The 24,219-nt window shown below is 53.1% G+C and carries 22 protein-coding genes, 1 pseudogene and 1 riboswitch; of the genes and pseudogenes, 11 read left to right on the top strand and 12 right to left on the bottom strand.

The genetic code is table 11. From position 1 onward, the window contains the following. Positions 1-40: 40 nt before the first annotated feature. The gene (gene mlrA / locus FOY93_RS14910; protein WP_115875827.1) at positions 41-781 is read right to left on the bottom strand and encodes an HTH-type transcriptional regulator MlrA; all 741 of its coding nucleotides are present in this window, start codon (positions 779-781) and stop codon (positions 41-43) included. Between the two features lie 217 nt (positions 782-998). Between mlrA and FOY93_RS14905 the strand changes: the two genes are divergently transcribed. The 3 genes from FOY93_RS14905 to FOY93_RS14895 are packed head-to-tail and all read left to right on the top strand — an operon-like array spanning position 999 to position 3,914. After that, a complete protein-coding gene (locus FOY93_RS14905) occupies positions 999-2,684 on the top strand; it encodes a sensor histidine kinase (RefSeq protein WP_032642882.1) in 1,686 nt (561 codons plus the stop codon). Then, positions 2,678-3,397 carry a two-component system response regulator BtsR gene (gene btsR / locus FOY93_RS14900; protein WP_024908144.1) on the top strand — a complete coding sequence of 240 codons (720 nt, stop codon included), beginning with the start codon at positions 2,678-2,680 and terminating at the stop codon, positions 3,395-3,397. Before FOY93_RS14905 ends, btsR begins: the two co-directional genes overlap by 7 nt. A gap of 46 nt (positions 3,398-3,443) precedes the next feature. Beyond that, positions 3,444-3,914, top strand: coding sequence for a YehS family protein (locus tag FOY93_RS14895; RefSeq protein ID WP_115875826.1), 471 nt, complete (start codon positions 3,444-3,446; stop codon positions 3,912-3,914). Between the two features lie 31 nt (positions 3,915-3,945). Here the strand turns inward: FOY93_RS14895 and metG are convergent, their stop codons facing one another. Then, the gene (metG, locus tag FOY93_RS14890) at positions 3,946-5,979 is read right to left on the bottom strand and encodes a methionine--tRNA ligase (protein ID WP_047652495.1); all 2,034 of its coding nucleotides are present in this window, start codon (positions 5,977-5,979) and stop codon (positions 3,946-3,948) included. Positions 5,980-6,116: 137 nt separating this feature from the next. Between metG and apbC the strand changes: the two genes are divergently transcribed. Next, positions 6,117-7,226 carry an iron-sulfur cluster carrier protein ApbC gene (gene apbC, locus FOY93_RS14885; protein ID WP_127731658.1) on the top strand — a complete coding sequence of 370 codons (1,110 nt, stop codon included), beginning with the start codon at positions 6,117-6,119 and terminating at the stop codon, positions 7,224-7,226. Between the two features lie 92 nt (positions 7,227-7,318). Here the strand turns inward: apbC and FOY93_RS14880 are convergent, their stop codons facing one another. Then, positions 7,319-7,774, bottom strand: a complete 456-nt coding sequence (locus FOY93_RS14880; protein ID WP_136195419.1) for a GNAT family N-acetyltransferase — start codon at positions 7,772-7,774, stop codon at positions 7,319-7,321. After that, positions 7,749-8,072, bottom strand: coding sequence for an RcnB family protein (locus FOY93_RS14875; protein WP_048992494.1), 324 nt, complete (start codon positions 8,070-8,072; stop codon positions 7,749-7,751). Before FOY93_RS14875 ends, FOY93_RS14880 begins: the two co-directional genes overlap by 26 nt. Positions 8,073-8,323: 251 nt before the next feature. Between FOY93_RS14875 and FOY93_RS14870 the strand changes: the two genes are divergently transcribed. Beyond that, positions 8,324-8,839 (top strand): protein disulfide oxidoreductase, encoded by a 516-nt coding sequence (locus FOY93_RS14870; protein WP_143345317.1) that lies wholly within the window; start codon positions 8,324-8,326, stop codon positions 8,837-8,839. Between the two features lie 36 nt (positions 8,840-8,875). Here the strand turns inward: FOY93_RS14870 and FOY93_RS14865 are convergent, their stop codons facing one another. The 3 genes from FOY93_RS14865 to FOY93_RS14855 all read right to left on the bottom strand — a co-directional run bounded on the left by FOY93_RS14865 (position 8,876) and on the right by FOY93_RS14855 (position 13,078). Next, complete coding sequence (locus FOY93_RS14865; RefSeq protein WP_126330746.1) at positions 8,876-10,342, bottom strand: pyridoxal phosphate-dependent decarboxylase family protein; 1,467 nt, start codon at positions 10,340-10,342, stop codon at positions 8,876-8,878. Positions 10,343-10,360: 18 nt separating this feature from the next. Continuing rightward, positions 10,361-11,737 (bottom strand): diaminobutyrate--2-oxoglutarate transaminase, encoded by a 1,377-nt coding sequence (locus tag FOY93_RS14860; protein ID WP_143345316.1) that lies wholly within the window; start codon positions 11,735-11,737, stop codon positions 10,361-10,363. A 333-nt stretch (positions 11,738-12,070) separates the two neighbouring features. Continuing rightward, the gene (locus FOY93_RS14855) at positions 12,071-13,078 is read right to left on the bottom strand and encodes a LacI family DNA-binding transcriptional regulator (protein WP_143345315.1); all 1,008 of its coding nucleotides are present in this window, start codon (positions 13,076-13,078) and stop codon (positions 12,071-12,073) included. Between the two features lie 238 nt (positions 13,079-13,316). On the opposite strand from FOY93_RS14855, the gene FOY93_RS14850 reads away from it, so the two are divergent. Beyond that, entirely contained in the window at positions 13,317-14,558 is a 1,242-nt protein-coding gene (locus FOY93_RS14850) for an MFS transporter (protein ID WP_143345314.1), read from the top strand. 15 nt (positions 14,559-14,573) lie between these two features. Then, positions 14,574-16,007 carry a glycoside hydrolase family 32 protein gene (locus tag FOY93_RS14845; protein ID WP_143345313.1) on the top strand — a complete coding sequence of 478 codons (1,434 nt, stop codon included), beginning with the start codon at positions 14,574-14,576 and terminating at the stop codon, positions 16,005-16,007. A gap of 84 nt (positions 16,008-16,091) precedes the next feature. Here FOY93_RS14845 and FOY93_RS14840 read toward each other — a convergent pair whose 3' ends face one another. Continuing rightward, positions 16,092-16,553 carry a hypothetical protein gene (locus FOY93_RS14840; protein WP_143345312.1) on the bottom strand — a complete coding sequence of 154 codons (462 nt, stop codon included), beginning with the start codon at positions 16,551-16,553 and terminating at the stop codon, positions 16,092-16,094. A 213-nt stretch (positions 16,554-16,766) separates the two neighbouring features. Next, the gene (locus FOY93_RS14835; protein WP_143345311.1) at positions 16,767-17,840 is read right to left on the bottom strand and encodes a YadA C-terminal domain-containing protein; all 1,074 of its coding nucleotides are present in this window, start codon (positions 17,838-17,840) and stop codon (positions 16,767-16,769) included. Between the two features lie 792 nt (positions 17,841-18,632). Between FOY93_RS14835 and FOY93_RS23960 the strand changes: the two are divergent. Continuing rightward, positions 18,633-19,839 (top strand): annotated as a pseudogene (locus FOY93_RS23960) (site-specific integrase). Between the two features lie 103 nt (positions 19,840-19,942). On the opposite strand, the gene FOY93_RS23955 reads toward FOY93_RS23960, so the two are convergent. From FOY93_RS23955 to FOY93_RS14810, 3 genes are all read right to left on the bottom strand, one after another. Beyond that, positions 19,943-20,206, bottom strand: a complete 264-nt coding sequence (locus FOY93_RS23955) for a hypothetical protein (RefSeq protein ID WP_047074910.1) — start codon at positions 20,204-20,206, stop codon at positions 19,943-19,945. Then, the gene (locus FOY93_RS14820; RefSeq protein ID WP_045337224.1) at positions 20,196-21,323 is read right to left on the bottom strand and encodes a PAAR domain-containing protein; all 1,128 of its coding nucleotides are present in this window, start codon (positions 21,321-21,323) and stop codon (positions 20,196-20,198) included. Before FOY93_RS14820 ends, FOY93_RS23955 begins: the two co-directional genes overlap by 11 nt. Positions 21,324-21,636: 313 nt before the next feature. Beyond that, a complete protein-coding gene (locus FOY93_RS14810; RefSeq protein ID WP_072050951.1) occupies positions 21,637-21,885 on the bottom strand; it encodes a hypothetical protein in 249 nt (82 codons plus the stop codon). 236 nt (positions 21,886-22,121) lie between these two features. Between FOY93_RS14810 and FOY93_RS14805 the strand changes: the two genes are divergently transcribed. The 3 genes from FOY93_RS14805 (at position 22,122) to thiD (ending at position 24,200) form a co-directional block, all read left to right on the top strand. Continuing rightward, the gene (locus FOY93_RS14805) at positions 22,122-22,298 is read left to right on the top strand and encodes a DUF3606 domain-containing protein (protein ID WP_072050952.1); all 177 of its coding nucleotides are present in this window, start codon (positions 22,122-22,124) and stop codon (positions 22,296-22,298) included. A gap of 201 nt (positions 22,299-22,499) precedes the next feature. Further along, positions 22,500-22,597: riboswitch (TPP riboswitch) on the top strand. A gap of 35 nt (positions 22,598-22,632) precedes the next feature. Then, positions 22,633-23,403, top strand: coding sequence for a hydroxyethylthiazole kinase (thiM, locus tag FOY93_RS14800; protein ID WP_143345310.1), 771 nt, complete (start codon positions 22,633-22,635; stop codon positions 23,401-23,403). Continuing rightward, positions 23,400-24,200 (top strand): bifunctional hydroxymethylpyrimidine kinase/phosphomethylpyrimidine kinase, encoded by an 801-nt coding sequence (thiD, locus tag FOY93_RS14795; protein ID WP_136195412.1) that lies wholly within the window; start codon positions 23,400-23,402, stop codon positions 24,198-24,200. Before thiM ends, thiD begins: the two co-directional genes overlap by 4 nt. Positions 24,201-24,219: the final 19 nt, after the last annotated feature.

Raw genomic sequence — 24,219 nt, 5'->3', positions numbered from 1 at the left:
ATACGGTGAAGCGCAGCTGTTAATGAACCATTAAATGCCGTTATGGCTCATCCGGCCCAAGGGAATAAACCGGGTAACCATTTTCTCGCCATTCCATCAGAAGCTGCTGCTGCGTGGCGGACGGCACTTCGCCACACCAGACCAGCAGGGTCTGGCCGTCGAAAAACTCAGGCTTAAGCTGAGCCAGCGAGTGTGCCAGAACATCCACGCGCCAGCCCTTCTGGGTAGCAATCCACGCTTCCAGCCACAGGCGGGTGGTATCGTGCACGTTCCAGCCGACTACCAGCGCATCTTTTCCGGCTTTGTTCTTCGCTGAGGCAAGGCAGACGGCAATATAGTTGATCAGCACCCCGTCGAGCATGCTGAGCAGCGCCTGCAGGGTAGACTGCTGGCACTGCAGGCGTCGACGGAGCGGGATGAAAAGATGGGAGATCAGCGTCTGTGCCGGATAGTCGCGGCCCTGCTCTTTTATCCATGCGCGCAGGCGCTGAAGATTGCCCGCCTGCAGGAGCCGCAGCAGGGTTTCCTGCTGTTCGCGCCAGAGGTGCTGCGTGTCCGGGTCGTCGTGGCTCAGCAGAGACTTCACTTTGCCGACCTGCACCCCGTTGTCGATCCAGCTCTTAATCTCGCGGATGCGGTCAATATCGGCCTCATTAAAAAGGCGATGCCCGCCGTCGGTCCTTTGCGGTTTGAGCAATCCATACCGTCGCTGCCACGCCCGTAGGGTAACGGGATTGATATCACAAAGGAGTGCCACTTCACCTATCGTGTAAAACGCCATATTCGCCCCCTGGCTTACGCGTTCCCAGCTTAACTGTAGACCCACTTTTGCGAACCAGGAAGGATTGATTGATTTTTGAACAAACAATGCGAAGCATGCACGATATTCAGAAAAAGGTGTGATAACGGACACGATTTTGTGCTTTTTTGGAATGCTTCAAAGAAAGTAACCCCGCATCAGTGTATGTTACGCGTTTTTAGCGTGTGCGGTTTTGAGTATGTACGAGTTTAATCTGGTGCTGCTGTTGCTTCAGCAGATGTGCGTGTTTCTTGTCATTGCCTGGCTGATGAGTAAAACGCGCCTGTTTATCCCGCTGATGCAGGTCACCGTTCGTCTGCCGCACAAGTTCCTCTGTTACGTCGTATTTTCCATATTCTGCATTATGGGGACCTGGTTTGGTCTTCATATCGAAGATTCTATTGCCAATACGCGCGCGATTGGCGCGGTGATGGGCGGGCTGCTGGGCGGTCCCGTCGTCGGTGGCCTTGTCGGTTTAACCGGGGGGCTGCATCGCTATTCCATGGGCGGGATGACGGCCCTGAGCTGCATGATCTCCACGATCGTGGAAGGGCTGCTCGGCGGCCTGGTGCACAGCTATATGATTAAGCGCGGCCGCCCGGATAAAGTCTTCAGCCCGCTCACCGCCGGTGCCATTACCTTTGTGGCCGAAATGGCGCAGATGGCGATCATTCTGCTGATTGCCCGTCCGTTTGAGGATGCGCTGCACCTGGTAAGCAGCATTGCCGCCCCGATGATGGTGACTAACACCGTGGGTGCGGCGCTGTTTATGCGCATTCTGCTCGACAAGCGCGCTATGTTTGAGAAGTACACCTCGGCTTTTTCCGCCACGGCGCTGAAGGTCGCCGCCTCGACCGAAGGGATCCTGCGCCAGGGGTTTAACGAAGAAAACAGCATGAAGGTCGCGCAGGTGCTCTACAAGGAGCTGGATATCGGCGCGGTGGCCATAACCGACCGCGAGCGGCTGCTGGCCTTTACCGGCACAGGGGACGATCACCATCTGCCGGGTAAACCGATCTCCTCAGCCTATACGCTGCGCGCCATCGAAACCGGCGAAGTGGTGTATGCCGACGGTAACGAAGTGCCTTATCGCTGTTCGCTGCATCCGCAGTGCAAGCTGGGCTCCACGCTGGTGATTCCGCTGCGCGGGGAAAATCAGCGGGTGATGGGGACTATCAAGCTGTATGAGGCAAAAAACCGTCTTTTCAGCTCGATCAACCGCACGCTGGGGGAGGGGATAGCCCAGCTGCTGTCCGCACAAATCCTCGCCGGACAGTATGAGCGGCAGAAAGCCCTGCTGACGCAGTCTGAAATTAAGCTGCTGCATGCCCAGGTCAACCCGCATTTCCTGTTTAATGCCCTCAACACGCTCAAAGCGGTGATCCGCCGCGACAGCGATCAGGCCGCGCAGCTGGTGCAGTTTCTGTCGACCTTTTTCCGCAAGAATCTGAAGCGGCCGTCTGAGATCGTGACCCTCGCCGACGAGATTGAGCACGTGAACGCCTATCTGCAGATTGAGCAGGCGCGTTTCCAGTCGCGCCTGCAGGTGACGCTCTCCGTGCCGGACGAGCTGGCGTATCAGCACCTCCCGGCTTTTACCCTGCAGCCTATTGTCGAAAACGCCATTAAGCACGGCACGTCACAGCTCCTGGGTACAGGGGAGATAACCATTGCCGCCAGCCGTTTTAACCACCATCTGGTGCTGGATATTGAAGATAATGCCGGGCTTTACCAGCCTTCCGCCTCCGGCGGTTTAGGGATGAGCCTGGTGGATAAACGCCTGCGCGCCCATTTTGGCGATGACTGCGGCATTACCGTCGCCTGCGAGCCCGACCGATTTACCCGTATTACCGTACGACTGCCGCTGGAGGAAAACGCATGTTAAGAGTGCTGATTGTGGATGACGAGCCGCTGGCACGGGAAAACCTGCGCGTTCTGCTGCAGGAGCAGCCGGATATTGAGATTGTGGGTGAGTGCGCCAACGCCATTGAGGCCATCGGCGCGGTGCACAAGCTGCGCCCGGACGTGCTGTTCCTTGATATTCAGATGCCCCGCATCAGCGGCCTGGAGATGGTCGGCATGCTCGACCCGGAACATCGTCCCTACATCGTGTTTCTGACGGCGTTCGACGAATATGCCGTTAAGGCCTTTGAGGAGCACGCGTTTGACTATCTGCTCAAGCCGATCGAAGAGAAGCGCCTTGAAAAAACGCTCACCCGTTTACGCCAGGAAAGAACCGTACAGGACGTCACGCTGCTGCCGGAGAACCAGCAGCCGCTGAAGTTTATCCCCTGCACCGGGCACAGCCGGATCTATCTTCTGCAGATGGATGATGTGGCGTTCGTCAGCAGCCGCCTGAGCGGGGTGTTTGTCACCAGCGCGGAAGGGAACGAAGGATTTACCGAGCTGACCCTGCGCACGCTCGAGAGCCGCACGCCGCTGATCCGCTGCCACCGCCAGTATCTGGTGAACATGGCGCACCTGAAGGAGATCCGCCTGGAAGATAACGGCCAGGCCGAACTGGTGCTGCGTGCCGGGCAAACGGTACCCGTCAGCCGCCGCTACCTGAAGAGTTTGAAAGAGGCGATTGGGCTGTAAAGCTGGTACACTGCGCGCCATTGCATCATCGACATTCGAAGGCTCTATGCTAAGTAACGATATTCTTCGTAGCCTGCGCTACACCCTGAAAGCGAACAATAACGACATGGTGCGCATTCTTGCGCTGTCCGACATGGAATCCACGTCTGCGAGTTTTGACACGTGGATGACCAAAGAAGACGAAGAGGGCTTTGTCCGCTGCCCTGATATCATTCTGTCGGGTTTCCTGAACGGCCTGATTTACGATAAGCGTGGCAAAGATCCTGCCGCGCCAGAGCTGGCGCTGGAGCGTCGCGTGAACAATAACACGGTGCTGAAAAAGCTGCGTATCGCGTTCTCGCTGAAAACGGACGATATCGTGGCGATCATGACCGAGCAAAAATTCCGCGTATCCGTGCCGGAAGTCACCGCCATGATGCGCGCGCCGGATCATAAAAACTACCGCGAGTGCGGCGACCAGTTCCTGCGTAATTTCCTGCGCGGGCTGACCCACCGGGTGCATCATCCTAAACCATAAAAAAAGCCGGAGATTATCTCCGGCTTTTTTGTTATTTCACCTGCTGGCCAGGCTTCGCGCCTTCGTCAGGGCTTAACAGGAAGATATCTTTCCCGCCAGGGCCTGCGGCCATCACCATCCCTTCAGAGATGCCGAAGCGCATTTTGCGCGGCGCCAGGTTCGCCACCATCACGGTTTGACGGCCAATCAGCACCTGCGGGTCCGGATACGCAGAACGGATGCCGGAGAAGACGTTACGCTTCTCGCCGCCCAGATCCAGCGTCAGGCGCAGCAGCTTGTCAGAGCCTTCCACGAACTCCGCGTTCTCAATCAGCGCCACGCGCAGGTCGACTTTAGCGAAATCGTCGAAGGTAATGGTTTCCTGAATCGGATCGTCTGCCAGCGGGCCGGTAACCGGTGCCGCAGCCGCTTTAACCTCTTCTTTAGACGCTTCCACCAGGGCTTCAACCTGCTTCATCTCGATGCGGTTGTACAGCGCTTTAAAGGTGTTCACCTTGTGGCCGAGCAGCGGCTGCTGGATGGCATCCCAGGTCAGTTCGGTGTTTAGGAACGCTTCGGCACGGGCCGCCAGCTGTGGCAGAACCGGCTTCAGGTACGTCATCAGCACGCGGAACAGGTTGATGCCCATAGAGCAGATCGCCTGCAGATCGGCATCGCGACCTTCCTGTTTAGCGACAACCCACGGTGCCTGCTCGTCCACATAGCGGTTTGCCAGGTCGGCCAGCGCCATGATTTCGCGCACGGCTTTACCGAACTCACGAGTTTCCCACGCGTCGCCAATGGTAGCTGCCGCGTCGGTAAAGGTTTTGTACAGGGCAGGGTCAGCCAGTTCAGCCGCCATCACGCCGTCAAAGCGTTTGGCGATAAAGCCCGCGTTACGGGAGGCCAGGTTCACCACCTTGTTGACGATGTCCGCGTTCACGCGCTGCACGAAATCTTCCAGGTTCAGGTCGATATCGTCGATGCGGGAAGAGAGCTTCGCGGTGTAGTAGTAGCGCAGGCTGTCCGCATCGAAGTGGTTCAGCCAGGTGCTGGCTTTGATGAACGTACCGCGGGACTTGGACATCTTCGCGCCGTTGACCGTCACGTAACCGTGCACGAACAGGTTGGTAGGCTTGCGGAAGTTGCTGCCTTCCAGCATGGCCGGCCAGAACAGGCTGTGGAAGTAAACGATGTCTTTACCGATGAAGTGATACAGCTCGGCCGTGGAATCTTTCTTCCAGTATTCGTCGAAGCTGACGGTGTCGCCACGCTTGTCGCACAGGTTCTTGAAGGAGCCCATGTAGCCGATTGGCGCGTCCAGCCAGACGTAGAAGTATTTGCCCGGCGCGTTCGGGATTTCAAAGCCGAAGTACGGCGCATCGCGGGAGATATCCCACTGCTGCAGGCCAGATTCGAACCACTCCTGCATTTTGTTCGCCACCTGCTCCTGCAGCGCGCCGCTGCGGGTCCACGCCTGCAGCATTTCGCTGAAGGACGGCAGGTCGAAGAAGAAATGTTCGGAGTCACGCATGACAGGCGTGGCGCCAGAAACCACGGATTTCGGCTCGATAAGCTCGGTCGGGCTGTAGGTTGCGCCGCACACTTCGCAGTTATCGCCGTACTGGTCCGGGGATTTACATTTCGGACAGGTGCCTTTGACGAAACGGTCCGGCAGGAACATGCCTTTTTCCGGATCGTACAGCTGAGAGATGGTGCGGTTTTTGATAAAACCATTCTCTTTCAGACGGGTGTAGATCAGCTCCGACAGCTCGCGGTTTTCGTCGCTGTGCGTGGAGTGATAGTTGTCATAGCTGATGTCAAAGCCAGCAAAATCAGTCTGATGCTCCTGACTCATTTCGGCAATCATCTGCTCCGGGGAGATCCCCAGCTGCTGCGCTTTCAGCATGATAGGCGTGCCGTGGGCATCGTCCGCACAGATGAAATTAACCTCGTGGCCGCGCATTCGCTGGTAACGGACCCAGACATCAGCCTGGATATGCTCCAGCATGTGGCCGAGGTGGATTGAGCCGTTGGCGTACGGCAGTGCGCACGTTACCAGAATTTTCTTCGCGACTTGAGTCATAGTAGGCATTACTTCTTTTAACTGTGAAAAGGGTTTTCGATATTACCAAAAGGGGCATTATTAAGTAAGCACAAACCACGGCCTTTCAGGTAAACTTGTTCATCTAAGGTCTTATTCACAAGAACAAAGGAGTCGGGATGAGTTCTCAATCCCAGGCCAAATCACCGGAAGCCTTACGAGCAATGGTCGCCGGGACGCTGGCTAACTTTCAGCATCCAACCCTGAAGCACAATCTCACTACGCTGAAAGCGTTACACCACGTTGCCTGGCTGGACGATACCCTGCACATTGAACTGCAGATGCCGTTCGTCTGGACCAGCGCCTTTGACGCACTGAAAGAGCAGACCAGCTCTGAGCTGCTGCGCATTACCGGCGCGAAGGCGATTGACTGGAAGCTGAGCCACAGCATCGCCACGCTGAAGCGCGTGAAAAACCAGCCTGGCGTGAACGGCGTGAAAAATATCATTGCCGTCAGCTCGGGTAAGGGGGGGGTAGGGAAATCCTCTACCGCCGTTAACCTGGCGCTCGCGCTGGCGGCGGAAGGGGCAAAGGTCGGCATTCTGGATGCGGATATCTACGGTCCGTCTATTCCGAACATGCTGGGTGCGGAAAACCAGCGTCCAACCTCGCCGGACGGCACCCACATGGCGCCAATCATGGCTCACGGTCTGGCGACCAACTCCATCGGTTATCTGGTGACTGACGATAACGCCATGGTCTGGCGCGGCCCGATGGCCAGCAAAGCGCTGCTGCAGATGCTGCAGGAGACGATGTGGCCGGATCTGGATTATCTGGTACTGGATATGCCGCCGGGCACCGGTGACATTCAGCTGACGCTGGCGCAAAACATTCCGGTCACGGGGGCCGTTGTGGTGACGACGCCGCAGGATATCGCGCTGATCGACGCCAAAAAAGGCATCGTAATGTTCGAGAAGGTGGAAGTGCCGGTGCTCGGTATCGTTGAGAACATGAGCATGCACATCTGCAGCAACTGCGGTCACCACGAACCTATCTTCGGTACCGGTGGCGCAGAAAAACTGGCCGCGAAGTATCACACCCAACTGCTTGGGCAGATGCCGCTGCACATTACCCTGCGTGAAGATTTGGACAGCGGAAAACCGACGGTCGTCAGCCGTCCGGACAGCGAATTTGCAGATATGTATCGCCAGCTGGCGGGACGCGTTGCGGCGCAGCTTTACTGGCAGGGCGAAGTGATCCCGGGCGAAATCGCGTTCCGCGCGGTGTAATTCCCCAGCGCTGGATTGCCGGGTGGCGGCTTCGCCTTACCCGGCCTACGAAATACGGTTTTGTAGGTCAGGTAAGCGAAGCGCCACCTGACTTACTCTAGCCGATAATGCATCAGATAGTACTCTCCGTCCGGAGAATCACCCGTCGCCTCAATGTGCCAGCCGTGCCGCTGGTAAAACGCAATAGCCCGCGCATTCTTCACCAGACACTTAAGCGAACCCGTACTGGTAAACGTTTTCTGCACGTGTTCAAGCAACTCATGCCCGACGCCCATGCTCTGATACTGCGGATCTACAAACAGGTTGTGCAGGAAATTATCGTTCGTCCAGACGGAAGCAAAACCCAGGCGATGGCCGTTCTGCGTGGCAACCCAAATCACTTCGTCACGCGTTACCGCGTCAAAGTCTTCAAGCTGCCAGTCTGAACCGTCCAGCCATGGCCAGGCTTCACGCCGGGCGTGGAGGAAAAGCGTGCGCAGGAAAGGGCGATCGCTTTCCTGCCAGGGGCGAATCAGGATGGTATTAGCGGTGATAGAAAATATCTCCATTGTAGGCTTTGTAGATTTTGCCGTCCGCATCGCCGATCAGCACATAGTTCTCGCCCATGTAGGTCCAGTGGGTTCCGGCATCCGGAGCCGGCAGGTTACGCAGCTGGTACTGTTTGATGGTGTACTCCGGCGTTTGATACTGCGCCGGCGCCGTGTCGCCAATTTTGAATTTCGTGAAGTCAGCGATGAACTCTTGTTCTTCATAGGCCTTGATGCCGGATGCCGCTTGTGGTGCTGCATTCGCCGCGCTTGCCAGAGACATCACGACACCCAGAAGCAGCCATTTACACTTAGCCATTTTTTCTCCAGTTGAACGGTTTTTAAGTTTGATTTTGCCTGTCAACAATACGGCAACCTGCCTATTTTAAATATCAGACTATGGCTTGTTCGAAAAAAAATGTAACAAAAATGAACCTACCTGATAACCGTTTTCCGTTTGGTAAGCCTCATCGATGAAATGATCTTTACCAGCAAACAGACGCGACACTTCTTTACAGCATAGTGGTGTAATGCCCGCTAAGATGACCTCCGTTAAAACACGAGGTCACAATGGATAACCGCAAAAACAATCGACTGCGCCGCTGGGCGCGGGAAGGGATAATATTCGTTCTGCTGATGCTGGCCGTAGTGTGGGGTGTGGATCAATATCGAAAACCGATGCTCCCCGCCAGTTTTAGCGCAACACCGATGCAGAGCATCGACGGCAACATTCACGATATCGCGGCGCTCAGCCAGGAGCGCCCGCTGCTGATTTACGTCTGGGCGACCTGGTGCAGCATATGCCGTTATACGACGCCCTCGGTTAATCAACTGGCAGACGAGGGCGGGAACGTGGTGAGTATCGCCATGCGCTCTGGTGACAATGCAAAGCTTGCGCGCTGGGTTGAAAAGAAACAGCTGAAAATGCCGGTGATTAACGATGCAAACGGTGCTTTGTCGCAGCAGTGGCAGGTGAGCGTCACGCCAACGCTGGTGGTTGTGTCGAAGGGGAACGTGGTGAGTACCACAACGGGCTGGACGAGCTACTGGGGATTAAAATTAAGAATGTGGTGGGCAGGGCTGTAAAAATAACCCCTCTCCCGGCGGAAGAGGGGTTTTGTGTTACTTAGCCAGAACTTCCTGCGCGGTGCGCTCAACCAGAGACAGCAGGATTTTGATATCTTCCAGCGTCACGGTTGGGTTCAGCAGCGTCAGCTTCAGGCAGGTCACGCCGTTATGCTCGGTCACACCGACGTTCGCACGGCCGGATTCCAGCAGCGCGTCACCAATTTTCTGGTTCAGCAGGGCGATGCCCGCGTCATCCATCTGCACCTGACCGCGGAAGCGGAACAGAACGCTTGCCAGCTGCGGCTGCATAACCAGTTCCAGCGCAGGCTGCGCTTTCACGTAGGCCGCAACCTGCTGCGCCAGGGTCACGCCGTGATCGATGATCGCCGCGTATTGCTCCTGACCCAGCGCTTCCAGGCTCATCCACAGCTTCAGCGCGTCGAAACGACGGGTGGTCTGCAGAGATTTGGACACCAGGTTAGGCACGCCCGCCTCTTCGTCGAACTCGGAGTTCAGGTAAGCCGCCTGATAGCGCATCAGCTCATAGTGACGCGCTTCTTTCAGCAGGAACGCGCCGCAGCTGATGGTCTGGAAGAACTGTTTGTGGAAGTCCAGGGTCACTGAATCCACCAGCTCAATGCCGTCAAGGTAGTGACGATACTGCTCGGACATCAGCAGCGCGCCGCCCCAGGCTGCATCAACGTGTACCCAGATGTTCTGCTTAGCGGCCAGTTCTGCAATCGCGCGCAGCGGGTCGATAGCACCGGCATCGGTGGTACCTGCCGTCGCGACGATCGCCAGAATCTGCTCGCCGTTCGCATTGCACTGTTCAATTTTCGCCGCCAGATCGGTCAGATCCATGCGGGAGAATTCGTCCGTTTTCACCTGCACCACGGACTGGTAGCCCAGGCCCATCAGTGCCATGTTTTTCTGCACGGAGAAGTGCGCGTTTTCTGAGCACAGTACGCGGATCTTACGCAGATCGCCCACCAGACCGTCCTGCTGAACGGAATGACCCTGACGCGCAAAGAACGCATCGCGCGCCAGCATCAGGCCCATCAGGTTGCTCTGGGTACCGCCGCTGGTGAAGACACCTGCGTCGCCAGCCTGATAACCCACGCGGGTACGCAGCCACTCGATCAGTTTGATCTCAATGATGGTTGCGGACGGGCTTTGATCCCAGGAGTCCATACTCTGGTTAGTGGCGTTGATCAGCACTTCCGCCGCCTGGCTTACGACCAGGCTTGGGCAGTGCAGGTGCGCCACACACTGCGGGTGATGAACGGACAGGCTGTCTTTCAGGAAGAACTCCACGGCGCGTTCAATCGCCGCTTCGTTGCCCAGCCCTTTCGGGTTGAAATCCAGCTTAATACGGTCGCGCAGTTCCGCGACCGTTTTGCCCTGGTACATCTCAGGCTGCTTCAGCCACTGCATCACAGCCTGAGTGCTTTGTTCAATCGCCTGCTGGTAAGCTTCAATGCTCTGCGCAGAGGAGAACAAAATTGGGTTTGAATCAGACATCGTAATCAACAACTCCGGTTACGCCGGGCGAACGCCCGCAGCAAGCAGTGCCTGCTCAAATTTATCCAGGAAGATCTTCAGCTCTTCATCGCTGATCAGCAGAGAAGGCAGCAGACGCAGAACGATACCGTTACGACCACCGCGCTCCAGAATCAGACCGGCTTCGAAGCACTTCTTCTGAATCAGTGCAGACAGCTCGCCGTCGCCCGGGAAGCAGCCCATGTGGTCAGCGGCTTCGTGCGGCTTAACGATCTCAATACCGATCATCATGCCCAGACCGCGAACGTGACCGATAACCGGATAACGTTTCGCCATCTCTTTCAGCTGGCCTTTCAGCCATTCGCCCTGTGCCGCCACCTTGCCTGCGATGTTCTGGTCTTTCAGGATTTTCAGCGTCGTCAGACCGGTTGCCATCGCCAGCTGGTTGCCGCGGAAGGTACCGGTGTGGTGACCTGGCGCCCATGCGTCGAACTGCTTTTTGATGCCGAGCACGGCCAGCGGCAGACCGCCACCTACTGCTTTAGACATCACGATGATGTCTGGCTCGATGCCCGCGTGTTCGAAGGCGAAGAATTTACCGGTACGGGCAAAGCCAGCCTGAACTTCGTCGAGGATCAGCAGAATGCCGTGTTCCTGAGTCACTTTACGGATGCGCTGCAGCCACTCAGCCGGAGCCGGGTTCACGCCGCCTTCGCCCTGAACGGCTTCCAGGATCACCGCAGCAGGCTTACGCACGCCGCTTTCAACGTCGTTGATCAGGTTATCGAAGTAGTAAGTCAGCGCTTTCACGCCCGCTTCACCACCGATACCCAGCGGGCAACGGTATTCGTGCGGGTAAGGCATGAACTGGACTTCTGGCATCATACCGTCAACCGCTTCTTTCGGAGACAGGTTGCCGGTCACGGACAGTGCGCCGTGAGTCATGCCGTGGTAACCACCAGAGAAGCTGATGATACCGCTACGACCGGTCACTTTTTTCGCCAGCTTCAGCGCCGCTTCAACGGCGTCAGCACCGGATGGACCGGTGAACTGCAGGCAGTACTCTTTGCCCTCACCAGGCAGCAGAGAGAGCAGGTATTCAGAAAACGCGTCTTTCAGAGGCGTAGTCAGATCCAGGGTATGTAACGGCAAGCCGCTGGTAATGACATTTTGGATGCTTTTCAGCACATCAGGATGGTTATGGCCAAGCGCAAGGGTCCCCGCGCCTGCTAAACAGTCAAGGTATTCTTTATTATCTGCATCGGTGATCCACACGCCTTCTGCTTTAGTGATGGCTAAAGGCAGTTTGCGCGGATAACTCCTGACGTTAGATTCAAACTCGGCCTGACGGGCCAGATAGGTTTCGTTGCTTTTGTGGGCATCTACGGTGTCAATACGGACTTTATCCGTCATCATATCACTCCTACAACCGCCGCTTCGTTATGAGCCACGATTGAATAAAAAGTTAAAAAACAGATGGGGGCCTGAAAAAAACGCCGCCAATATAGAGCCTTTTGCCACGGGGCTCAATGGTTAATTTGTTTACTGTTTTGTGACACGCGGCTGTGGGGAGAAAATATCCCCATTTTTAAAAAGAAAATTGCATTTTATGCCAAATAAAAACAGCGCGTTACGGCCCGTTTACCCGGTGTGTAAAGACACAGAAAAGAGTGTGACAAAACGTGCCATCGAACGGCAAAAAAGAGGGGGGACGCTTCCTGTTTTTGCGTCATGGGCAAAAAAGCAGGCTTACGTTACATGCGCAACGGAATCACGCAGTAAAAATGGGCTTTCTACGCGCGTGGTTTCCAGATGCTCTTCACCGTTAATAATATGCAGGGCGCTCAGGCGACCAATTTCATAGTGCGGCAGTTGTACCGTCGTGAGAGGAGGAAGGAACAGCTCCCCAATGCCCACCATATTGTCATAGCCGATAACGGCGACATCTTCCGGTATGCGAAGCCCTTGCCCCAGCAGCGTCTGATACACCATAAACGCGATACGATCGTTGCCGCAGATAACCGCGTCAAACCGGGGAACGCCATTCTGGATGTGAGCCAGCAAGACTGACGGAATGTCGCGGTAGTGCTCATCGCCGGGTGCCATATAGCTGTGCGCTAGGCCGTCCGGATCGAGCCCCGCTTCACGGCATGCACGTTCCAGCCCCTGACGACGTCGGGTTGTGGCCAGATGCCCCGCAGGCAAATGCAGGCAGAGAGGGCGTCGATAACCCTGCGCGAGTAACGCCCGCACGGCGGTATATTGCCCCTGTTCATCATCGGGAATATAGCTGGCAACCTTTTCGCCGTCACTTTCGCAGTTGGCCAGCACGCAGGGAAGGGTGAGGAGTTTAGCCGGGAGAGGAACCTGACGTAGCCCCATGGTGGTGTAGATAATTCCGTCAGGCCGATGAGAGAGAAGAAGGTCGACAATGGCGTCCGGGTTGTCATCGGTAAACATATTCATCACGAAGCTGTTCCAGCCGTGCATTCTGGCCGTTTCTTCAATAGACAACGTGATCTCCACCGAGAACGGCGTCGTCACCGTATCGAGCGCCAGTACCCCTATGGTTTTAGGCGAGGCATGCGCGCCGCGTATTTTCTTGGCGGACAGATCGGGCACGTAGCTGGTCTGCTCAATAGCCAGCTGAACGCGCGCCAGCGTTTCCGGCTTAAGGCGCTCCGGGCTGTTCAGCGCGCGGGAGACCGTCATCAGCGATACGTTAGCCAGCTTTGCGACGTCCTTCAGGGAAGCCATTGTCTTACTCCGTGAATGTTCTGCGTGAAAGGGTATACAACTAAGTCGCTGATGTAAAAGAAAGGCTGATGCCCAGGCCGGGTCATGTTTACCTCAGTGATGAATATTTGATCGCGATCTCATTCTCTTAATGTTAACGTTAACTTTCGTGATTAACATCTTAAATTTCAGCCAAACAGCATGAGAAAACGTAAATGTTAACGTTACCATTGCGTCATTACTCCAACATGAGAATGTCATGATGAAAACGCATCACTCTCACAGCTACCCTTTATTAAGCGCATTACTGTTTTTCTTTTTTGTCACGTGGTCATCTTCCGGCTCGTTGCTCTCTATCTGGCTTCACCAGGAGGTGGGGTTAAAGGCAGGGGATACGGGGGTCATCTATGCCGTGCTGTCCGTCTCCGCGCTGTGCGCGCAAATCTGCTACGGCTTCATTCAGGACAAACTCGGCCTGCGAAAAAACCTGCTCTGGTTTCTGACCAGCCTGCTCATACTTTCCGGTCCGGCCTTCCTGCTGTTTGGTTATCTGCTGCAGATTAACGTGTTACTCGGCAGTATTTTCGGCGGGATTTATATTGGGCTGACGTTTAACGGCGGGATTGGTGTACTGGAATCCTATACCGAGCGCGTGGCCCGCCAGAGCCAGTTTGAGTTCGGCAAGGCGAGGATGTGGGGATCGCTGGGCTGGGCGGCGGCAACCTTTTTTGCCGGGCTCCTGTTTAACATTAACCCGAAGCTGAACTTTGCTGTCGCGAGCTGCGCCGGGCTGGTGTTTTTTGTTTTGCTGGCGCGCCTAAGTGTCTCTTCGGCCCCGCACGCCATGCAGGAGGCGGTATCCGGCGGTAAGGTCACGCTGGAAGATGCCTTGCGCCTGCTGACGCTACCGCGGTTCTGGGCGCTGGTGTTTTTTGTTATCGGCACCTGTATTTATGGCGTCTACGACCAGCAGTTCCCGGTCTATTTCTCCTCACAGTTCCCGACGCTGCAGGAAGGAAACGCCATGTACGGCTATCTCAACTCCTTCCAGGTTTTCCTTGAGGCGGCGGGCATGTTTTGCGCCCCGTGGCTGGTGAATCGCCTCGGTGCGAAAAACGGCCTGATTTTCGCCGGAATGGTGATGGCGATGCGTATGGTGGCATCGGGTCTGGTTGAGGGACCGGTGTTGATCTCCATTACCAAGCTATTGCACGCGGTTGAGCTGCCCGTTTTGCTGGTCTCCATCTTTAAATACAACAGCCTGCATTTTGATAAGCGACTCTCTTCCACCCTCTATCTGGTGGGCTTTGCCTGTACAAGCTCGGTGATTGCCTCGGTGCTGTCGCCGCTGGCAGGTTACAGCTATGAGAAATACGGCTTTGCCCAGTCCTATCTCATCATGGGGCTACTGGTCTTCAGCACCACGTTTATCTCCATCTTCCTGTTGCGCTCGGGTAAGTCCTCTTCTGACCCGCTCATGCCGCAACCTTCCACCATCTGATCAAAGAGTAGAGAAATGACGTATTCCATTACGAAAGCAGAACAGGAACTTCAGTCCAGACGCGAAGGGCTTAACCTGCGCTGGTATCCCCGTTACCACCTCGCTGCGCGAGCTGGCTGGGTGAACGACCCTAATGGCCTGGTGTGGTTTGACGGCTGGTATCACGCGTTTTACCAGCATCATCCGTATTCGACCCAGTGGGGGCCGATGCACTGGGGCCATGCGCGCAGCAAGGATTTAGTTCACTGGGAGCACCTCCCTGTTGCGCTGGCACCGGAAGGACCTGACGACAAGGACGGCTGTTTTTCTGGCTCGGCGGTGGTGGATGGCGACACGCTGGCGCTGATCTACACCGGCCACAAATTCCACGGCGATCCTGGCGATGAGGCTAATCTCTACCAGGTTCAGTGCCTGGCAACCAGCCGTGACGGCATCCAGTTTGTGCGGCACGGGACAGTCATTAATACACCGCCCGGGCTGCATCACTTCCGCGATCCGAAGGTATGGCGTGAAGGGGCGTGGTGGTACATGGTCGTTGGTGCGCGGGAGGGTGATATGGGCCAGGTACGTGTTTATCGCTCTGCCGATCTGCGCGAGTGGCAGGACAGGGGCGTGCTCGCGGTGGCTGAAAAAGAGATGGGTTATATGTGGGAATGTCCGGACTTTTTTACCCTCAACGGTAAACGCGTGCTGATGTTCTCACCTCAGGGACTCACCGCAGACGGATTTAATCATCGCAATCTTTTCCAGAGCGGCTACCTGGTAGGTGAATGGCAGCCTGGTCAGCCCTTTGTGCCTGAAGGTGAGTTTGTGGAGATGGATCGCGGGCATGATTTCTATGCGCCGCAAAGTTTCCTGACTCCTGACGGCCGCCGCATTGTTATCGGCTGGCTGGACATGTGGGAATCGCCCCTGCCGGAACAGCAGGATGGCTGGGCGGGTATGCTTTCTTTACCGCGCGAGCTGACGCTGAGTGCGGATAACCATCTGCAAATGCGGCCAGCCAGAGAAGTTGAAGCCCTGCGCGGGGCGTGGTTCCCCTGGCCGATAAGTACACTTAATAACCAGCAGATGACGCTGGTGGAACACTGCGATGCGATGGAAGTCATTCTGCAATGGGATTGCACGAATAGCAGCGCGGAGCAATACGGCATTCGTCTCGGCGACGGCCTGCGCCTCTATGTTGATGCCCAGATGCAGCGCCTGGTGCTGGAGCGACACTATCCACAGTATGGCCTGTGCGGTACCCGAAGCGTCGCGCTTAACCTGAACGACGCGCTCAGCCTGCGCCTGTTCTTTGACTGCTCTTCGGTGGAAGTGTTTGTTAACGAAGGTGAGGCGTGCCTCAGCAGCCGTATTTATCCTGATGCCGAATGCCGCGAGCTGGCGTTATTTGCCTGGACGGGAGGAGCATCGCTTATTCATGGCGGGGCGTGGCAGTTAGAGTAAATCTGTATTTAGTCATGAGCTAAAATAAAGCCCCATACAAATGGGGCTATGTAAATCTTATCAGGAGGGAGCGTAGTGCTAAGATCACATTTTTGATAATTGTGCGTTTACAACTCTCTCTTTCTCGACAACCAGCTGCATAATATAGCTACCCTTGTGCCATAAACCCTTATTTGGCTTCCAGCCTTTCGAAAGCAGATATTCAGCAGCATCAGAGATTGGCTTATTCATAACGCGATCCGCTTCACCTGAAAACTGTTTAACATCGCCGCTTGCTTTGGCAGTCTTGCTGTCACAACGACCAGCAGCATCCATAACCTGAGTGCAGCCTTCAGGAAAATGCTTATGTGCTGATTGTGCAAGTTGAGCAGCATTCTCCAAAGCCTGTTTTTCTGCAGCAGCGTTAATGGCTGATGTGCGGTTTTGCTCTGCAATATAACAAGCGTCTTTACTCACCCCCTTGCTTTGACAATCCGCCATCCGTTGCGCTGGTGAGGAACACGCAGTAAGAGATAATACAGCCGCTATCATCATTAACTTTTTCATTATTGCCTCAGTAATTGCAATTATAAATATAGGTGCCTAACATCAAGCCGATCCATATCCCTAATAAAATAAAAGTGAGATACAAAACAACGGAGATAAAAATGTACTTTGTCATTTTATTTGCGAGCAGCAATGTATTGAGTTATAGCCAGCTGATTAAAACTCATGGGCGATTTTTTTAGCTCACTGGCATTATATTTTAATACTGTAACATTACCATCCGTAAGATGCGGACGCCGCAACAATTTCATTGCCGTTGGATGTACCTGATGTAGAGAGGGTAGCAGCTACATTCTCAGCGAACTTATGACGGTAGCCGATTGCATAACCTTGCGCATCTTTGAAGTTGGCAGCACCGACGGCAACCGCGTTATCTGTATCAACGTAATGCAAACCAGCAAGAGAAGCAGCGCCAGCGATACCAGCACGATATTCCTTGCGATCCTCATTCTGCTGATTCTCCAGAGAAGAGAACTTAGCGTTATTTTGACTCTCTAACGCAGTAATACGTGATTCATGATTCGCTAATTGTGCGCTGTGATTCTGAATCGTCGCTTCCTGTGTTTGCTGGCGTGACTGAACGGTAGCAACAGCAGCTTTATTCGCTGCGGCTACCGTTTGTGCATCGACAGCTAAAGATTGCGCATAAGCGCCCGTATTAAATGCCTGAGTCGCTTTGTCTGAGGCATCCTGAAGGGCGTGATCTTGTCTATCCTGATCGGCGTCGAAAATGCTTTTATCTACCTTACCTGCCAGCGCTTGAGTGTTAGCATCTGCTTTGTTGTTCGCATTGGTAGCGGTGAGTTCAGCTTTATCTACTCTTGTGTTTGTATCAATGATTGCTTGACCGTTAGTAATAACGCCTTGTAAAGCCGCATCTGCTTTATTATTAGTGTTATCAATCAATATATTCTGTTTGTTATCAGTGATTGTCTGATCTGCTTTGTAATCGTCGATTTTCTGATTAAGGATAGCGTTAGCTTGAGTGTTAGCATTTACGCCATCTTGAGCGGTGTTAGCTGTATCTTGTGCTTTATTAATAGCTGTATTTGCTCTGTCAATATCGCCCTGAAGGTTATAGATTTGCCCGTCTTGCTTAATGTTACTCCCCTCGATGTTATCAAGGTTGTAGGCGGTTTTATCGGTACCCTGAATTTGAATGTGAGCACCTGGATTATTGACGTTATCGTCAAGGTTTACGTTTACTTCCGCAGCATTTGCAGTATTCATTGAACCAGCAAACACAAAACCAAAAACAGCGATAGCTGTTGTATTTAAATAGTTCATTTTAAAGCTCTCATCATCACTACAAGAAAAAATAAAGTAAGGGCGCTATCCTGGCGGGAAGATACAACGTCTTGTTATATCTGAAATAATTCACAATTAACGTTGAAAATTTTGGTTTGATAACTTATTTCGTAACGTGCAGTAACTATCTATGAATGTGTAATTTTGATTATTGATCTAAATCATAAATAGCAGGAATAGCTAAACGAGTCATTCCAGAAAAGCTCGGCTTAATAATCTTATAATACAATAAGATAGTGATTCATGATGGATGAGAGCCAAATTAGATATAAAACACCAATACATTAATTGTATTTAAGTGTTTTGATTAAAATGGGTTAATAATACACATAACAGTTTATGTAAATTTATGGGTTTTTGCCGATTATTTATTATCGAACCTTTCGTCAGCTTCGAATGAAAATGAACTCAGCTCATTTTTGTTCCGGGATATACCAGGAAAAAATATTTATGTTGAAGATGCTAGCGAAAAAGTGTTTAGGAAGATTCATAACGCGAACGCTGCCGTGATAAATCAAAACTCCTTGCGCCTGCCCTGTGGCCACGGTTACACTGATTGAGAACAATGATTTTAATAAATCATTGTTTTAAAAGCATTTTGACTCGGGGTGCCCTTCCACGTGAAGGCTGAGAAATACCCGTATTACCTGATCTGGATAATGTCAGCGTAGTCCCGGCGATCATCTAAGATATGAATCAAAGATTTGCATGGTTTTTTCTCTTCATTTTTTATGTTGTCACTCTCAGAGACAAACAAAATGACACACCCCGATCAATCACACCATTATCCATAACGGGATCTACTACGTCAGCTTTCGCCTGCCGGGTCATAAATATTTCTGTCGGTCGTTAGAGACAGATAGCCACAGCCACGCGCAACTCTTGATGTCATTTGCATTTCCATCCATTCCATTAGTCAAACGTGGAACCATTCACCCGGTTCAGTTTGGTCAACGTCTTTCTGACTTCTGCAACCGCTTAAAGCAACAGAATGAACACTGGCTGGCGCTTGGAATATGTACAAAAAAGAGAAGGCCCTGAACTGGACGAAGGCAATCTCGCAGGCCAATGAGCGCTTTATGGAGATCCTGTTGATTGTCTTGGGTTCATCAACTGATGTAACCACGATTACAAAGCAGGACATTAAGCAGGTGATGGAAGTTGTAGAAAACCTGCCTAGGCGTGTTGTGCAGCCTTATCGGCCGATGACGGTTCATCAACTCATCGGGTGTGATGATGTTCCGTCAGAAGATTTGGTTGGCGCTGAGTTATCCACAAGCATTTGAAAATTTACAAATCGCTGTTTAAAACCTTCCTGACTGACAATAAAGATATTCTGGTTAAATCTCCGACTGATGGAGTAGTCGCCGCACCGTCGAAAGCGAGGTTTGGAACTTGCAGTGCAGCAGAAATGAGAAAGTTTGTGGGATGGGCACGAAAACAGCCTGATGGCTGGCAGAAGTGGATCACCTTGCTGTTGGCGTACACGGGAGCCAGAAGAGGGGAGACCGCCAAGCTGGAGAAATCACAGATCAAACTTGATGAAGATAGCCAGCGGCACTATCTCCTGATCGCTGAAGGAGGACAGGGTAAAACTGAGAACGCTACAAGGCAGGTGGCGATACATCCCAAACTGATCGAGTGGGGGTTCCTCGATTTTGTGAACCGCCAATAGAAAAAGATATTCTTCTCTCCTGTGTCGGGTAAGAACATGCCGAAGATCGGCAAAGTTTTAGGAGATATTAGAGATCAGCTTGGTATTCCGTACCTTGATGATTATGGGCAGCGGCGATTAGTGCATAGTTTCCGGCATACCATGATTTAAACCTTTTTCGCTGGTTGGTTTGGTAACCTGGCGCACTTGCAACAAGTGGTAGGACATGAGAAAAGCGCCTCAGAAATCACTAGGCGCTACCTGCATACGTTCCCCTTGTCCTCAGTTTCTTATGTGATTGACGGTTTGTGTTGGGAATCTTAACGGCTCCGCGCGTTGTCTTACCACCAACGGGCTTTATGCTTCTATTATCTAAAAGTGGGGAAAGGGTAAGGGGAAAAGGCTGGAGACCTCCAGCCTTTGGCGGTCATCTCACCTTCTTGAAGATGAGCAGAATCAGAGGTACGCAAACAGCGAAACCAACAATGGAGGCCAACGCTGAATCAGAGTGATTTTGCGATAGTTCCTTAATAAACCACGTGAATTGAGAAGGCGTAAACTCCCCGCCTTGGCTCATTGTCTCTGAAAAGTTAAGTGCGAAGACCAGATCGAAATACAGCACGATTACATAATACGCTATGCAGATCAGCGCAATGCTAACCCACCTGATCCAGAACTTTTTATTCATCATCGTATGTACTTCCCAACGATCCGCCTACTGTGCCGCCTGAGTATGGAGAAATTGAGCCAGCAACAGCAGCAGAATCAGCCGATACTTGTTGGATTTTTGCACTTCCCCCAATTGGTTGAGGGCTTTTGTTCTCAATGTTTGGATACTGCTGCTTGAACGTACTTGTCATCTCGACGACGAGCATTGAGGAGTAATCTGCACTCTTTTTTTCAAGGTAACTTTGCAGTGATACCGGGATAGTGAAATCTTCTTCTATCTCAATTGGTAGCTGTGTAGTCCTGGTGGTGTAACCGTGTTCGAATACCTTTGAACCAGCAAACTTGATCCCCTCGACTGAGTGAGTAGTACAGTTATTCCCAGTTACGTCATACTTATCAATCGTGCGGCCTCTACGTATTGTGCCGTCCTGCATCTTTGGTGTTTGAATCGGTGATACACCGTTATTCCATAATTTTTCGAAGAACTTACGGATTAATTCAGGATCAGCATCATCAATCCGAAATGCACGAGCACTCATTTCATAAAGTTCGTAACGGTAATACTTCCGTGCATCTTCATCTTGGAAGATGTCTAAAATCCCATCTCCGGTTAGCGTGCTTCTGTCTGTGCGTCCATAGCGTCCATAGGTGTAAAGGTAGATCGAGTTATTCTCATGCACCGAAACGAAAGCATGACCTGCACTTGTTGTTTCAGTCCAGATGTAAACGCCTTTCAATAGCCGGTTATCTGTTGGTTTACAGGTGTCAGCGAAGCTATCAGTTTTAGGAGCGGCAATCGGGCCAGGGAGAACGGGAAATTCAACGATGTGAGATTGGGTGGTTTCGGCTTTTGCTGGTTCTTTAGAAAATTCGTAAGTGTCGAAGATGGACGGAATAAAACGTGATTTGCAGGGGCAAGAGCTACGGCTATGCAGTGTTCCGGCTACTCTTTTACCGTGTATGTCTTGGTTTTCAAGCCCTCCCACTATGCGGAATCTACCCGCATGTTTACCACACGTCACTTTATGCCCTTCACAGGCCATGTCTTTATCGAAAAACTGATGATCGGTACATCCTTCAATAATCCGACCACCGCAAACAGTCTTATCGCCCCTGAATAAGTAGTGACCAATAGCCATTTATTTTTATCCTTGTGTTGCTTTGAAATCCTTAATGAAAGTGTAGGTTTTTGGGGCTGGCGAGTAAATGAGCAGTTGTAACAAAGTGATAGATGGTTACTCGCAACATGCCGCTGATGCAGTGGATCCTAGATGGCAAGGGCGATGATGCGATTATCAACATGTCAGCGCTGGCGCGTCGGCTGGGGTGTAGTCGTTCCAACCTGCTTGACCACATCCATACGCATGGATTCGACAGCACTATTAGGTACTACTTGAGCGAACAGCGACAACGGAAACTGAAAACATGAGAACCGGGTTAATCCCGGCTTTTTTAGCGCTTTTTATTCGATTGAGAAACAACCGAACCAGCTAAGGTTTTAATAACCTCGCTTGAACGTGGGTTTTTCAAAGCTGCTGATGCTTTGGCTTCCATGTTCGCGCCAGTCTGATTTTTTGTTCCTGCTTGTGATAGCACCGAACCCGCTAAACTTTTCTGAATCGCAGAGGCGTTTGGGTTGTTTAGAGTCTCTGCTGCCAGATGAGCTACATCTTTCGAGGATTGCTTATCATTGTTCGCCATTTCAACACCTATTCACGGGATGGATTTTTGGATATATTGTATTTGTTATATCAATAAACACAATATGTAGTAGTTATGATAGAAGCGAAGCGGCAAGCTTAGCAAGCTCGGAAAAAAAAGTTTTTACTGGTTTTATGACCAGTGTCAATTGTTTGATAACTGACCGTTTACGAAGTGGTAGAGAAGTCATATAGGTAGTGTGCAGGCATAAGCTTGTAATACTCAGGACAAACCAAATGGCAGATAACTTACAGCGTCGGCAGCCAGAAGATAAACGTTTCATCAGCTTGAGTGAATCTTGGGAAGTGGCATATTGGACCCAAGCGTTGGATGTTACTGAATCTCAGCTTAGGGCTGCTGTTAGAGCTGTTGGTAATGGCACCGCTAAGGTAAAAGCATATCTAGGTAAATAGGTTTGTGAAGGCATCTTCAATTGTGCTGTTGAGGCTGGAGAAACCCGGCCTTTTTTGTGTTCGGTGTTTGGTACTATGAGCCACAACCTGGGACATAAGCTGGCACACAGAGCATTTTTTATGGTTGAGTCTTTGGCTTTCCGCTGGCATGATCCAGAACAGGGATTAACGGGACGTTAATCGCAAGCTTTTGATTTTGATTTATTTGACTCGGGGTGCCCTTCTTCGTTGAAGGCTGAGAAATACCCGTATTACCTGATCTGGATAATGCCAGCGTAGGGAAGTCAGATGCCTTCCCGGTCATCGCTTCTTCACGCAAGGCAGGAGCGAACCCATGCAGCCTGACCTGCTCGATTTACACGTTTTACATCACTTCCGCACCCGTTCTCCGCTGACCCATTGTATGACCAATGATGTCGTACAGACCTTTACGGCCAACGTTCTGCTGGCGCTTGGCGCATCACCCGCGATGGTGATTGAGGCCGAAGAGGCCGAGCAGTTTGCTGCGATCGCCGATGCGCTGCTGGTCAACGTTGGCACGCTGACCTCGCCGCGGGCCCAGTCGATGCGGCGGGCGATTGAGAGCGCGGTGGCGGCAGGAAAGCCCTGGACGCTGGACCCGGTTGCCGTGGGCGCCCTGACGTTCCGCACCCGGTTTTGCCATCAAATTCTTGCCCTGAAACCGGCTGCCATTCGCGGCAATGCCTCTGAAATCCTTGCTCTTGCCGGGATGAGCCCGGGTGGGCGCGGCGTTGATACGACCGATACCGCCGCCAGCGCGGTGCCCGCTGCACAGGCGCTGGCCCGCCAGACCAATGCCGTTGTGGTCGTCACCGGCGAGGTGGATTACATCACGGACGGGCAACGTACCCGAACGGTTACCGGCGGCGATCCGCTGATGACGCGCGTGGTAGGCACCGGATGCGCGCTTTCTGCCGTTGTGGCGGCGAGCTGTTCGCTGCCGGGTGACCGGCTGGATAACATTGCTGCCGTCTGCGGATGGATGAAGCGAGCCGGAACGGTCGCGGTTGCGCAGTCGCGTGGCCCGGGCAGTTTTGCCAGCGCGTTCCTCGACGCGCTCTATACGCTGGAGGAGCAGGCATGAAGCGGATTAACGCCCTGACCATTGCCGGCACCGATCCCAGCGGCGGCGCGGGTATCCAGGCTGACCTCAAAACATTCTCGGCCCTTGGCGCGTACGGCTGCTCGGTCATTACCGCGCTGGTGGCGCAAAACACGCGCGGCGTGCAGTCGGTCTACCGTATTGAGCCAGATTTTGTTGCCGCGCAGCTGGATTCTGTGTTCAGCGACGTGCGCATCGATACTACCAAGATCGGCATGCTGGCCGAGACGGATATTGTGGAAGCGGTGGCCGAGCGGCTTAAACGCTATCAGGTGCAAAACGTGGTGCTGGATACCGTCATGCTGGCAAAAAGCGGCGACCCGCTGCTTTCGGCCTCCGCCGTGGAGACGCTGCGTACAAAACTGCTGCCGCAGGTGGCGCTTATCACGCCCAATCTGCCGGAAGCCGCCGCGCTGTTAGGCACATCGCATGCGCAAACGGAACGCGAGATGAAAGCGCAGGGAAACGCGCTGCTGGTGATGGGCTGCGGCGCGGTGCTGATGAAGGGCGGTCATCTTGATGACGCTGAAAGCCCGGACTGGCTCTTTACCCGCGATGGCGAAGTACGTTTTACCGCGCCGCGCGTGCAGACCAAAAACACCCACGGCACGGGCTGCACGCTCTCCGCCGCGCTGGCGGCGCTGCGTCCCCGGCATGAAGGCTGGGCCGATACGGTTAGCGAAGCGAAAGCCTGGCTCTCGGCGGCGCTGGCAAAAGCCGATACTCTGGAAGTCGGTCACGGTATTGGGCCGGTTCATCATTTTCATGCATGGTGGTAACCCAGTATACTGGCAGGAA

The organism is Enterobacter sp. 18A13 (assembly GCF_007035975.1).
GTDB classification, from domain to species: Bacteria; Pseudomonadota; Gammaproteobacteria; order Enterobacterales; family Enterobacteriaceae; genus Enterobacter; species Enterobacter vonholyi.
This window is presented reverse-complemented; position numbering and strand designations above follow the sequence as displayed.